This window comes from Methylomonas defluvii (assembly GCF_033949435.1).
GTDB lineage: Bacteria > Pseudomonadota > Gammaproteobacteria > Methylococcales > Methylomonadaceae > Methylomonas > Methylomonas defluvii.
The window spans coordinates 225,203-239,828 of record NZ_JAXARY010000003.1 but is presented as its reverse complement, the minus strand read 5'-3'; the positions used below and the strand labels follow the sequence as shown (position 1 = coordinate 239,828).

The window sequence follows — 14,626 nt, the reverse complement described above, 5'->3', positions numbered from 1 at the left end:
AGTTAGTGGCGAATAAAATCAGCGTTTTATTAGTAGACGACCATGCGGTGGTCAGAGCCGGTTACAAGACTTATTTATCCTTGTCGGAACGAATAGGCGCCGTCTATGAAGCCGATAGGGGCGAGACCGCTTGCCAGGTATATGACAAGCAGACGCCGGATGTGGTGGTGATGGATTTATCCATGCCCGGTCTGGGCGGTTTGGAATCGGTGCGGCGCTTATTGGTTCGCTATCCCCATTGCAAGATATTGGTATTTTCGATTCATAACGAACTGGTCTATGTCACCCGCGCGATCAAGGCCGGCGCCAAAGGTTACATCACCAAAAATAATGAGCCGGACACGCTGGTGACCGCAGTCTGCACGCTGGCGGAAGGCGGCACGTATATCGAACCGGCTTTGGCGCAGCAATTGGCGGTGAATATGGCTATCGGCCAGGATGAGGCATATAAGGTTAAATCGCTGTCGCCGCGCGAATTCGACATTTTTTGCCTGCTGGCCAATGGTTTGAGTACCCGTCAAGCGGCGGAAAAATTATGTTTGAGCTACAAAACCGTCTGCAACCACAGTACGGCGATCAAAGAAAAATTAAACGTCAAAACCATGTCGGAATTGACACTGCTGGCTGGTCGCCAAGGTATTATCAATACCGGCAGCGAACTGTATGAGCACAGCTAGCGCGGAACAGACCCTTCCCTATTAACCCGGCCCTATTTATCCCTGGCATGCCGTTCGGGCTGAGCGAGTCGAAGCCTAGGCCGGTGTGCGCTTCGATAGACTCAGAGCTAACCGGTTTAACAACGCTGTGAATGGGCGCTTGCGACCGGAACTCCCGGTTGTAAGCCTGCAAATCCCTTTCCCAAGCAACTGGCTCAAGACCCCCGATTCAAGCCTTCCGGGTCTAAAAGCTGCGCCAGTCTTAATCATTACTTCATTATATTTTCATCTTCAATTCATGTTGAATGGTTATTGTGCCGACTGAATAACCTTATTAAAAAAAGTAATTAAGCATCATCGAGAAGCGACGCGGTATCGGATGTTGGCCGTTTGCTTCCATTCATATGGGCAATTCATTAACGATTACCCATCCGATCAAAACGTATTCATGGGAGATATTATGAATGCACGTCTATTTATATTTCAGCTTTTGCTGATTTTTCTGGGTGTATGCGAATTTGGTAGCGTCCAGGCGCTTGAACTCAAACCCAATTCCGTCGAAATCTTCGTGGGTGAACTAGCCAAGATTGCGGTCACAAAATCATCCGGAAGCATCAGTGTAAAATCCAGTAATACCAGTGTGGCGACAGTCACTTACGCCAGCGGTATCGGTAGCATCAAGGGTGTAAAAGCTGGTTCTACGACGGTCACGGTGAGAGATCGTAAGAGCTCGAAGCGCGTGGAAGTCAAAGTCATCAGCGCCCCTTCTCCCGTCTTGACGATTTCGCCGGCCGTATTGGCGGTCAATGTGGGCGGCACTGCCACCGTCACGGTCACCAACGCCTCCGGCACAGTAAACGTTCAATCGTCGGACAACTCAATTGCCAGCGTCGGCTATGCCAATAATCTCGCTACCATAAAAGGTCTTAAAGCCGGCTCGGCCACGGTGACCATCCGCGACAGCAAGACCTCCAAAACGGTCGCAGTGACGGTATTAAATACCACGGCTGTCGGCGAATACACCCTGCTGGCCTGGAATGACTTAGGTATGCATTGCATGGACGGCCTGGATTTTTCCGTGTTCGCAATCTTGCCGCCCTACAACACTTTGCATGCGCAATTGAAAGACAAAAACGGCAAGTTAGTCAGTAGCAACGTGTTGCTGACTTATGAAGCAGTCGCCGACAGTAGCGGCTCTATCAATACCAGCAGCGCCAACAAAACCAATTTCTGGTCTTGGGTCGGCGAGTTGGTAGGCTTGAATCCGGCACCGGATGTCGGGGTTAACCTGGACGGACTCGCCAGCGGAAACCCCATGCCCGGCAACAAAACGCCATCCCTAACACCCGCGCCGATGACCTACAACACAGCGTTCGGCTGGTTCGAGGCCGAGGGTATTCCGGTGACGCCCTTCGACGACAAAGGTAACAAGAACTTCTATCCCACCGTTAAGGTCGTCGCCAAGGATGCGCTGAGCGGTAAAGTACTGGCTAGCGCCACCACCGTATTGCCGGTCAGCGACGAGATGACTTGCAAAGGCTGCCACGCATCCACTGACACCAATAACAATGCCGCACAAACGGCTGCCAAACCGGTGGCGGGCTGGGTGTTCGATGCCGATCCCGACAAAGATTGGAAGCGTAACATTCTGCGTCTGCATGATGAAAAACAGGCGGGGAGTAAATTATTCAACGATGCACTGACCACATTGAATAGCAAAGGCTACAAATCAGCAGGCTTACTGGCGACGGCCGATGCTGGGCAACCGGTTCTTTGCGTGGCGTGCCATGCCAGCAATGCCTATTTCGATAAGGAAAACAAGACCACGGTGATGGGCGGCATGACCGGCATTGCGCCATTCACCCAGTCCTTGCATTTAAAACATGCCGATGTAAAAGACCCTGCCACCCAGTTAACCCTGGATAGCCTGGACAACCGCAGCGCTTGTTACCAATGTCATCCGGGATCGGTAACGCAGTGTCTGCGTGGTGCGATGTCCACCGCCACGGACGCCAGCGGCGACCCTGCTATCAGTTGCCAGAGCTGTCACGGCAATATGAAAGCGGTCGGTAGTGCCACTCGGCAAGGCTGGTTCAACGAGCCGACCTGCGAGTCTTGCCACAATAGCGCCGCGCCCGGCAAACGCGCGATTTCAGGCATCGACACCACCGGCAAAGCGATTGTGCCAACAGATCATACCTTTGCCACCAATGCCAATACGCCGGTTCCCGGATTGAACTTGTACCGCTTCAGTAAAGGCCACGGCGGCTTGCAATGCGAGGCTTGCCACGGTTCGACGCATGCGGAGTATCCCTCCACACATGCCGATGAAAACCTGCAAAGCATCGCCGTGCAAGGACACGCCGGTACGGTAGCCGAATGTAAGGCTTGCCATACCACGGTGCCGAATACGGTAAACGGCGGCCCGCACGGCATGCATACCACCGGTGACGCCTGGGTTAAGCAACACGAAGACGCCAATAAAAACGGCACAGCCACTACGCCAAGCTGTAGCTATTGCCACGGTACAACCAGCGCCGGCACTCCCTTGAGTGCGGTAAAGGTTGCGAAAACCATTGATGCCGATGAGTTTGGTATTAAGAATTGGCCGGCGGGTTATCAAGTGAGTTGTTTTAGCTGCCACAACGGACCCAATCCGTAAAACCTCAGACAACAGATCGCCCCGCAAGGGGCGATTTTTTTGTGGGTTGACTCCGCTCACTACAGGAGGCGATTGAAATTCACATACAAAGGTCCCTGGCTCTGTCACTCCCACGTAAGCAGGAATGACGACATAAAATTTACTTCTCCAGCTTGGCCTTCAAGCCGTTCAAGCCGTTCTTGAAAAAATGCGTCATTGCTTTAACCGCCGCTTCGTCACTCAAATTCTCCGGTGGCGTGTTGCCGGTATCACCGCGGTAGAAGCGGCTTTTGATGGTGACCACGCTGCTGTCGGCGGTCTCGCCTGCCGCGACTTTCACATCAACCGTATGCGAACTGGTCGGAAGCGCTTTGGTGTTTTCGGTTTTCAGCCGGTAGCTGTATTCGTGTTCCGCTTCGTTGTAATAATCCAGTTCTTCAGTGAGAGTTTCGTCGTTTTGAAACGTCAAGGTACGCAGGCCGCCGGACTGATTCTTGCCGTCACCCACACTCTTTTTCAAGTCGCTATGCCAGTTGGCAATGTCGTCGAAATTTTTTAATTCGGTCCAAACCTTGGCGATAGGCGCTTGGATGGTCACAGACTCCTTGGATTTTTGCGGCGTCGGGCCGTGAGCGTGAACTTGCCAGGAAAGGAACAAAAAGCTGAATGAAAGCATGATGTGTCGCATAAGCAATCCCGAAGGGTGGTGAAAAACCCGGTATTATCCGGGCGCACCGTCAGCGTTCATCGGGAATAAACCCCGAATTGATGTGGGGAAACTTCATTTAGCCTGCTCCCGGCAACTGCCGAAAGGAGCGAAAAGGTAAGTGCATCGCGAAGCCGACGCGGTTAAACCGAGCAAAGGTTCGCCCGGTCGATCAGCTTTTATCGCCGCAGATTCAGATTGCTTGGTCTTGTTTTTCGATAGTCACCACAATCGATTTTTGTTGGCCGCTCGCGCTGGTCTGAGTGATTACGACTTGCAGCGGTAACTGCGCCGCACCGGCGCTGTCGGTACTGAAGCTTAACGACTGACTATTAAAACTCAGCCAAGCCGGTAACGGCTCGCCGTTACCCATTTTCGCCGAGACCGTGCTGTCTCCGGCCGTTGCAGGCAGTGCTCCGGCAGGCAGCGCAAAACTGAAGCCACTTGAATAATCATTAACCTCAACGTTGGCAACGATCTGCATCTGCCCTCCCGCCACCAAGGTTTGGGACGCCAATAAATGCACGGTATTGCCTGATTGCGTCGGCCCGGTACCACCCGTCGTCAAGCCGGTGGCGCTACTACCACCGCCATTGATCCCCGAGTCGGCGATATTGAATTGTACGGTCCGGTTGCTATCGGCACCGCGTAGCGCGGAAAGCGCTAAGCCGCCGGTTTTGGCGCCGCTGTTGGAACCGTTGTTGCCCACGCCGCCGTTTCCGCCGCTGTCCGGTACTACGGTACCGGCGTCGACGGTATCGGTTGGCGTATTGCCAGCGGAGCTTTGTAGGATAGTGACGACTGGATTGCCGCCGGCTAGCGTGTAATTGCCGGCCAAGCCGCCATTTCCGCCGTCGCTCAAGGCCAAGGTTCCAAGATCGACCGGTTTATCGATACCGGCGCTGCTATCTAACATTTGGCCAGCCCCGCTCAGCAGCAGAGTTTCATTGCCAACCAAAGTGCCTAAATTGAATACATTAGCGTTCACAAGGTTGCTGCCGTCGAACGCCCTCGAACCGGTTAAATGGATGACGTAAGGCAAAATTGTGCTGGTCGTGTTATCGCTGTAACTGATTGCGTAGTTGTTGCCACCATTGCCGTCGGAAACGCTAATATCGCTAACTCTCACGGTGCTACCGCCGCTGGCATTCTTATCGATGAATGTGTACACACCGCCGGATAAACTGTCCGAGCCGAACAGTTGGCTAGCGCTGCCGGCTTTGACGATTGGCGTTCCCGAGGCGGACGTGGTGCCGTCGTACGTTTTGATGATGTCGCCGGTGGTCAAAACCAAATTAGCTTGGCTGATGTCCGCACTAAGATCTCCTCCTACCAAGGTGTAATTGCTGGCCAAACCGCCGTTGCTGCCGTCGGCCAAGGTCAAAGAGCCCAAGTTCACGCTTTTGCCGATGCCAACGTTTTTATCAGCGATGGAGCCCGCACCTGATAGGGTTAAAGTCTCGCCACCGACCAGACTTCCGATGTGCAAATCCGTAGCGGCGACGGCTGTGGTGCCGTCATAGCTCCTGCCGCCACTCAGGTTCACAACAAACGGGCTGATAGTGCTGGTTGTGTTGTTCAGATAGGACACCGAATAATTATTGCCGGCATTGCCATCGTTCACGGTGACCCCGGCAACCGTGACGGTCTTGGTGCCGATACCGACATTTTTATCGGTGAAGGCAAACGTGCCGCCAATCAGGCTGTCGCTACCATAGAGTGTGCCGCTTGAGACCATGGCGGTGCCGATCGCCGACGTATTGCCATCGTAGGTTTTACTGACGTTTCCAGTGCTGACGGTCAAACTTGCCGTAGTGAGGATCGCGTTATGTGTGCCGCCCGTCAGCGTGTAATTGCTAGCCAAACCGCCGTTGCTGCCGTCGGCCAGCGCTAGGCTGCCGAGCGTCACGGATTTACCGACCCCTACGTGTTTATCCGCCACCGTACCGGTACCGCTTAGGTTCAAGGTTTCGGTTCCAAGCAGCGCACTCATGGCAAAAATATTGGCCGCCACATCGGCACTGCCGTCGTAGCTGCGATTGCCTGTCAAACTGACTGTGTAAGCCGTAATATCGGCACTAAGCGTACCGCCAACCAAGGTGTAATTGCTGGCCAGACCGCCGTTGCCGCCATCATTCAAGGCCAAAGAGCCTAGCGAAAGCGTTTTACCGGTGCCGACATTTTTATCCGCGACCGTTCCGGCACCGCTCAGGCCCAGGGTTTCGCTACCGACCAGGGTAGAGGTCGCCAAACTAGCGGCAGTGATGGCGGTGGTGCCGTCGTAGGTACGACTGCCGGTCAGGTCGACGACGTAGGCCGTAATATCGGCGCTATGCGTGCCGCCCGTCAGCGTGTAGTTGCTGGCCAAACCGCCGTTGCTGCCGTCGGCCAGGGCCAAAGTCCCCAAGATCACCGCTTTGCCGGTGCCGACGTTTTTATCGGCGACCGTGCCGGTGCCGCTCACACTCAGGGTTTCGCTGCCAACCAAGCTGCCGGTCGAGAATATGCCCGCCGCCACGTTGCTCGAACCGTTATAGGCCCGGTTGCCGGTCAGGCTGACCACGAACGGCGTGATGGTGCTGCTGGTGTTATTGGCGTAACTGATCGAATAGTTGGCACCGCTGTTGCCGTCGCTCACCGTCACGCCGCTGACGCTCACCGTTTTATTGCCGCTGCCGACGTTTTTGTCGGTGAAAGCGAATGTGCCGCCACTCAGACTATCGCTGCCGTACAGCGTACCGCCGGTCAGCGTGGCGGTGCCGGCCGCACTGGTGCCGCCGTCGTATGCCTTGCTGACGTCGCTGGTGCTGACGGTCAAGCCGGCGGCTGAAATATCGGCGCTATGCGTGCCGCCGGTCAGCGTGTAGTTACTGGCCAAACCGCCGTTGCTGCCGTCGGCCAGCGCCAGGGTGCCTAAGGTAACTGTCTTGCCGGTGCCGGCGTTTTTGCTGGCGACCGTGCCGGTGCCGCTCACGCTCAGGGTTTCACTGCCAACCAAGCTGCCGGTCGAGAATATACCGGCCGCCACGTTGGTCGAACCATTAAAGGCCCGATTGCCGGTCAGGCTGACCACGAACGGCGTGATGGTGCTGCTGGTGTTATTAGCGTAACTGATCGAATAGTTGGCGCCGCTGTTGCCGTCGCTCACCGTCACGCCGCTGACGCTCACCGTCTTGTTGCCGGCGCCGACGTTTTTGTCGGTGAAAGCGAATGTCCCACCGCTCAGACTATCGCTGCCGTACAGCGTACCGCCGGTCAGCGTGGCGGTACCGGCCGCACTGGTGCCGCCGTCGTATGCCTTGCTGACGTCGCTGGTGCTGACGGTCAAGCCGGCGGCTGAAATATCGGCGGTATGCGTGCCGCCCGTCAGCGTATAGTTGCTGGCCAAACCGCCGTTGCTGCCGTCGGCCAGCGCCAGGGTGCCTAAGGTAACTGTCTTGCCGGTGCCGGTGTTTTTGCTGGCGACCGTACCGGTGCCGCTCAGGCTCAGGGTTTCGCTGCCGACCAAGCTGCCGGTCGAAAAGATGCCGGCCGCCACGTTGCTCGAACCGTTATAGGCCCGGTTGCCGGTCAGGCTGACCACGAACGGCGTGATGGTGCTGCTGGTGTTATTGGCGTAACTGATCGAATAGTTGGCGCCGCTGTTGCCGTCGCTCACCGTCACGCCGCTGACGCTCACCGTCTTGTTGCCGGCGCCGACGTTTTTGTCGGTGAAAGCGAATGTCCCACCGCTCAGACTATCGCTGCCGTACAGCGTACCGCCGGTCAGCGTGGCGGTACCGGCCGCACTGGTGCCGCCGTCGTATGCCTTGCTGACGTCGCTGGTGCTGACGGTCAAGCCGGCGGCTGAAATATCGGCGGTATGCGTGCCGCCCGTCAGCGTATAGTTGCTGGCCAAACCGCCGTTGCTGCCGTCGGCCAGCGCCAGGGTGCCTAAGGTAACTGTCTTGCCGGTGCCGGTGTTTTTGCTGGCGACCGTACCGGTGCCGCTCAGGCTCAGGGTTTCGCTGCCGACCAAGCTGCCGGTCGAAAAGATGCCGGCCGCCACGTTGGTCGAACCGTTAAAGGCCCGATTGCCGGTCAGGCTGACCACATAAGGTGTGATGGTCAAAGTGCCGTTGACATAACTGAAATCGTAGTTGCTCGAAGTGTATCCGCTCCCGGTAATGGTGTAGCTACCCGCGTTGGTGGCGCCTTGCGACGTGCCGCCGTAACTGACGCTGCCGCCCAATACGCTTGATGTTTCGCTGTTAACGAAGCCGGTAATATTGACGCCATGGCCACCGCTGTAGCCCAAGCCGTTGTAGGCGCGGCTGTCGTCACTGGCGGTCACGGTCAGCGTTTTTTTGTTGACCGTTAAGGTTCCGCTGGCGCCTCCGGTGCCTATCGTCGTCGAATAACCGGCCCCGCCGCTGATCGCAGCCGAACCCACCGCGCCGTTGACGGTATAGCTGCCGACCGCGCGGGCAGTGCCGGCCGTGCCGCCGACGATGCTAAAACTCGGCGTGCCGCTTAAACCCGCGACGGTAGCCGAGTCCGTCACGCCGTCGTCGTTGACGTAGCCCGAAAATGCGCTGCTCGCGCTAGGGTCGGCGTCGCCGTAGGTTTTACTGATGTTGCCGACGTCGACGCTCAAGCTCGGCTGGTAGTCATAGATCAGGTGATTGCCCGCGACGATTGTTGCCGGCGCGTTGCCGTCGTAAGTTTTGTTGTATAGCCTGGGGAGCGCCGAACCGGCCACCCCGGTCAGGCCGCCCTCGGTCGAGCCCGATGGGCTGTGCATGTACACCAACCAGCGTCCGTTGCCCGCAGAGAGTACATTGCTACCCACATTGTTGATCAGCTCGCCGCCGCTGGCGGCCGCCAAAACCAGCGCATCCCCGCTGCCGTTGGCGGTCAAGCCTGCACCGCTGTTCAAAACGATATTTTTGCTGCCGCTCGCGCCGCCGGTACCGCGATGGATAATGCTGATCGTATCGGCCAATAATTGTCCCGCCAACGTGATATTGCCGCTGTCGTCTTCGGTGTTGCCGGTGCCGTCGCGTAATTCCATGGTGATGGAACCGGTGCCGGCGTTGATCGTAACACCGTTGGCAACTTCGATGACGGCATTACCGGCCGCACGATCAGCATCGACCACGCCGTTGGCGGCCAAATCGTTGGCATGCAAGACCAAATTGCCGCCGTCGGTGGTGATGTCGGCATTGAGGTAAATGCTGCGTCCCGCCTCCAACTTCAGGGTCGCTGACGAACTAAAAAGCCCGGCGACATTGAGCGCACTGTTAACGGTGATGTCGTTGCTGGCTTGTAGCGTGACGTTGGTACCCCAGCCGAGTAGATTGGTCAAAACGTCCGGGGCTATGGCCATGTCTTTGCCGACCGCCATTCCATAAGTAATGCGACTCGGATCGGTGGCGCCCGAGGTTACCCGGCCGCTATTTTCGTTGGCGAAGCTGACCACGAAGGTATCGCCGTGGTCATAAGCAAAGCCTGGCAGCAGGCTGAAATAGTTGGTGCCGGCATATTGATAGTAATCCACCCAAGGGCCGCCGGTATCGAAGCTGATGCCGCTGTTCGCCGTGGTGCCGACAACGCTGTTCGCGTCCGAAACCTCGCCGAAAATACCGTAGAAGGCATCGCCGTAGGTCACGGCGCCGGCGTTCGCCAATGCGCCGTTGCGCCAATCGGTATCGATGACCAGATAGTCGTAGTAATAGGTATTGTAGTTAACGGTTAATCTAACTTGGTTCAGGCCGACGTCCTGATTGCTGTAACTACCGATCAAGCTGTTGCTGGCCGACACCGCGCCGGCGACGCCGATGCTGGCGCGCGCCCAGGATAACGCCCCGGCATCCGCAGCGGAACCGTTATGCCAGTGCCGGCTACCGACTAAATAAGATACGCCCAAGTCTATGATCCCGTCGCTGCCGACCTGGTCGCCAGCCTGGCTGCCGACCAAGCTGTTACCGATCCCGACCACCGCGCCTTGGCTGCTCTCGCCGTAAGCGAAACCGGTTTTTTCCGCGACCCAGGTCACCGCGCCGGCATCGGCGTTGGCGCCGCTGTGCCAATGCGGACTTAACACCAGATAGTTATAACTCGAGACGCCGTTGATAGGATCGTAACCGTTCGTCAAAACCGTGACGCCGCCGCTGCCGACCTGATCGCCGGAGGTGGCGCCTATCAGGCTGTTGCTGCTGCTCACCGCCCCTAAAGCGCCGGTCAGGCGGCTGCCCCATGTCACCGCACCCAACTGGGTGTTGGTGCCGTTACCCCAGTTCGGGCTGATCACAACATAGCCCACCCGCGTCGCGTTGTTATATTCAGCCGGCAGTGCGACCACGCCGCCACTGCCGACGCGGTCGTTGGCGTGAGTACCGACCAAACTGTTGGCCGCGCTGGCATTGCCGGTCAACGGCGACGCCGCGCCGGCCGTCGTGGTGACGCTGCCCCAGGTCACCGCGCCGGCATCGGCCGTCGCGCCGTTGTCCCAATAAGGACTCGCAATCGAGTAATAATCCAGATGGTACTGTTTCTGACCTACTCCGCTACCCGTGGTCCAGTCGTACGGCAACAGCGTGACGCCGCCGCTGCCGATTTGATCGCCTGCGGTACCGCCGATCAAGCTGTTTGCCGAGCTAATACTTCCGGTTATGCCTGTGGCCGCCGCGGTTTTGGTAACGGCCCCAACGTTCGCGTTGCCGCCGTCGCTCCAATTGGGGCTAATAACCAAATAATAAGCAGTGCGGGTGCCTGACCAAGTGCTTCCGTTGTAAGTCAATTCGGTATATTGCCCGGCTTTGACACCGCCGCTGCCAACCTGATCAGCTGCGGTGTCGCCGACGAGGCTGTTACCAGAGCCAACGGTTCCTTGGATACCGCTGGCTTCGGCGCCGAATGTGACAGCCCCGCGATCACTGTCCCAATGCGGGCTGATCACGCCGTAAAAATAGGTGTAAGTCCAGTTGTTTGCGGTCTCCACACCGTTAAAAGCCGTTACGACGCCGCCGCTACCTACTCGGTCGTTGGTATGACTTCCAATCAAGCTGTTGCTGCTACTGATAGCGCCACTGACGCCGCTGCCGACACTACCCCAACTCGCGGCGCCCGCATCGGCATTACCGCCGTTATCCCAGGTGGGGGTTAGGACCACGTAATCGGCCACGCCCACATCGACGATATTGTTGACGTCGCTGCCGACACCGTCGTTGGCTGTACTGCCGACCAAGCTGTTTCCCGCGCCGACCGCGCCGCTGACGCCGCTCGTTTTGCTACCCCAGGTGACCGCCCCGGCATCAGTGGCTCCGCCGTTGTCCCAGTCAGGACTCAACACCAAATAGTAACCGTCCTTCATCAAAATTCCGCCCCCTCCGACATGATCGTTGGCGGTCGTACCGACCAGACTGTTGGCCGAGCCCAAGGTGCCGGTCTTGGTGGCTGTGGCGTTCCAGAAGGTCACCGCACCGGCGCTGCCATTCCATAACGGGCTGAGTACCATGTAACCCGGATCTTGCCCTAGGTAACTGGCGCCGCCGCTGCCGACCTGATCGCCGGCATGGCTGCCGACCAAGCTGTTGCCGCTGCCGATGACACCGGATACGCCGCCGTTGTTGGTGCTGGTTTCGGTCGGGATATTCGTTAGCGTGTTTCCGAATAAGTCCGTCGTCGTGACAGTGCCGTAGGTGATGGTGCGGCCGTCGCCCCAGGTGATCGCACCGGCGTCGGCGGTTGAGCCGCCATTGTTGAAATGGGGACTGAGTATCAAGTAATACGGATGGGTTGAAGTATAGCCGGTATCCGGGCTGCGGCTGGTGTAGTGGCTGAGTAACTGGATGCCGCCACTGCCGACCAAATCGCCGGCGGTGGCGCCGACCAGACTGTTGGCCGACGATACCGCGAAACCGGGCGTCGCCCCACCGGACGCATAACCGGTTGCGGCATTGAGCCAGGTGACCGCACCTTTATCGCCGTCCCAATGCGGGCTGGCGACTACATACGCGGCGTCGGTACGGTAAGTGTTGACGTGGCCGTGCGGCGGGGTATCGCTGGGTTGACTGGTGTAGTTGGTACTGTTGCTGTAATAAAGCACTTTGATGTCGCCGCTACCGATCTGGTCGTTGGCATTGCTGCCGACCAAACTATTCGCCGAAGAAACGGTGCCGGTCAATGCGGCCAAACCGCTGGCCCACGTGACCGCACCGGCGTCCGCGCTGGCGCCGTTCTGCCAGTGCGGGCTGGCTATCGCGAAATAATTGCGGTAATACTCGGTGGCAGTAATCAACGCGCCGCTACTGTTGTAGTCATGAAACTCGGTGACGAATTGCGTAATGCCGCTGCTGCCGATTCGGTCTCCAGACGCCGCACCGACCAGGCTGTTGGTGGATGAAATGACACCGGATATTCCGCTCAACGCACTACCCATCGTGACCGCACCGGTATTGCCATTCCATTGCGGGTTCAAGACTAAATATTTCAGGTAGCCGTTGTCGTTGCTCCAAGTGTGACCGGTCGCGCCGTAATAATTATCGACCAACACGATACTGCCGCTGCCCACGGCATCGCTTGCCGAGCTGCCGACCAAACTGTTGGCTGACGATACGGTGCCGCTTAATCCCGTGGTACCGCTTGACCAGGTCACCGCCCCCTTGCCGCCGTCCCAATGCGGACTGGAAATTAAAAAGTTGCCCAGCGAACTGAACGAGACGTTGACGTTGGTATTGGTGTTTTGGCTAACCAGCTGGGTGATCCCACCACTGCCGAGGCGATCATCGGCGTGGCTACCGGTGACGGTCGCGATCAGCGCCCCGGACCAGCCGTTGTACAAATAAACCGCGCCGGCATCCTGGCCGCCGAAGTCGTCATAGGGATTCGTGACCGCCACGTTGGTGCTCCACAGTACCGACGTGCCGGTGCCGAAGCCGGATGTGACGCCCAGTGTGTTGGTCGGATTGGGGTCTTCGAAATCGAATTGCGGGTACTGGCCGCTGCTGTCGATGGTGATGTTGCGCGGGTCGAGTAATAGACTGCCGTTGCGACCCTGACTGGCCAAGGTGGTAACAGTTCCGCCAAACAGCAGGGCCTCGTGAGACGAGACTTCCACGGTACCGCCGTCGCCGCCCGCCGAACCACCCTTGGCGGAGATCGTGCCGTAAAAATCGGTTTGCTGATCCGACCAAACCACGACCTCGCCGCCGTTGCCTATATCAATGGCGTCGGCTTGCAGTTGGGTGAAGGGATTGATTCGGGTTATCGCGGCATTGCGAACCGCCGTGTCATTGCCGTGAAAACCGCCGCCGATACTGATTTTGCCGCCACCCTTGGCACCGTTGGCGGTGATCGTCGCAGCAGCCAACGTGACGTCTTTGCCGCCGGTGATGGTGATATTGCCGCCGCGTCCGGCAACGCCGCCGGCATCCAGGGTGGCGGAACTGAATACGCCACCTTGGCTCCCGGCGGTCACGGCGATGTCGCCGCCGTTTTGACTTCCCTTAGTAGACAGTTTGGCGGATACAGTCTGGATGACTCGACTATCGGCGGCAATCGTAATTCGGCCGCCGTCGGAGACGGTACCTTCGGCACTGAGCGTTCCGGTTTGCAGCACGCGGTCGCCGGTCAGGCGAATATCCCCGCCGCTATCACCGTCGGCGCGGACGGTGCCGGTGTCGACGACCAGCCGGCCGTGCTCGACGACATTGCCGCCTTGAGTATTCTCGGCGGCGGACACGTCCAGTGTGCCGCTGTTACGCACTTCGTCGCCGATCAGTTCTATCGAACCGCCGCGATTAACCAGGGATTTGGCTTCAATCACGCCGCTGTTGTTAATCGCGGCGCCGCGCAATTGGTCGGCGGCGCTGGCAGTCATGATGACCCGGCCGCCATCGGCGCGGATCAACTGTTTGTTCTCGATCAGCGAATTGACGGTGGCTGGATCGACTTGAACGTTGACCAGTTTACCTTCGTCTAATTCCAGTTTTACGCCATCGCCGCCGGCCAGCGCCACCGTGCCCAAACGGGCCTGGACCACACCTTCGTTGCTGACGTTGGGGGCCAGCAAGGCCACGTATCCGCCGTCCTTGGCACGGATGTCGCCCTGATTGACGACGCCGGCGTCGCTGCCCTCGCGCTTGAAATGGTAGTTGCCGGCACGGAAATCCGCATCGCTGATGTTCATCGTCGACGCCGCCATCGCGCCAACATCGACTTGAGCGCCCTTGGCAAACAGCACGCCGTTGGGATTCACCAGAAACACCTGACCGTTGGCGGTCAATCGGCCGGCAATGACCGATGCTTCGCCGGCTGCTACGCGGTTCAGCGCGATCGCGCTGGCGTTGGGCTGTTGATAATCCACGTGGGCATTGGCACCGATGTTGTAGCTCTGCCAGTTGATGATGGCTTTCTCACTGCCTTGGACGACATCCATCCGTGCGCCGTCTTGGTGGATTTGGGCCTGTCCCGACGCCACCTGGCCGCCGCTAGGCAGCGCATTGCCGGCCAATTCGGCCAAGGCCGGCTGCCAAGCACCAGCCAAGGCGATCTGTATCGCCAGCACCAGCGGATGACGGTTGAAGTGCGGCGTGCGACTTTGGTTAGCATATCGGTTCATAAGACTGTCCTCTCGAATCA

4 protein-coding genes are annotated in these 14,626 nt (G+C 58.1%); 2 read left to right on the top strand and 2 right to left on the bottom strand.

What is annotated here, in order from left to right:
- The first annotated feature begins 5 nt into the window (after positions 1-5).
- Positions 6-677 (top strand): response regulator, encoded by a 672-nt coding sequence (locus tag QLH52_RS05390; RefSeq protein ID WP_205450247.1) that lies wholly within the window; start codon positions 6-8, stop codon positions 675-677.
- 439 nt (positions 678-1,116) lie between these two features.
- The gene (locus QLH52_RS05385) at positions 1,117-3,318 is read left to right on the top strand and encodes a hypothetical protein (protein ID WP_319960815.1); all 2,202 of its coding nucleotides are present in this window, start codon (positions 1,117-1,119) and stop codon (positions 3,316-3,318) included.
- A gap of 139 nt (positions 3,319-3,457) precedes the next feature.
- On the opposite strand, the gene QLH52_RS05380 is transcribed toward QLH52_RS05385, so the two are convergent.
- Both QLH52_RS05380 and QLH52_RS05375 read right to left on the bottom strand, forming a co-directional pair.
- Complete coding sequence (locus QLH52_RS05380; RefSeq protein WP_319960814.1) at positions 3,458-3,985, bottom strand: SRPBCC family protein; 528 nt, start codon at positions 3,983-3,985, stop codon at positions 3,458-3,460.
- A 211-nt stretch (positions 3,986-4,196) separates the two neighbouring features.
- Positions 4,197-14,606 (bottom strand): YDG domain-containing protein, encoded by a 10,410-nt coding sequence (locus tag QLH52_RS05375; RefSeq protein ID WP_319960813.1) that lies wholly within the window; start codon positions 14,604-14,606, stop codon positions 4,197-4,199.
- Positions 14,607-14,626 lie beyond the last annotated feature (20 nt).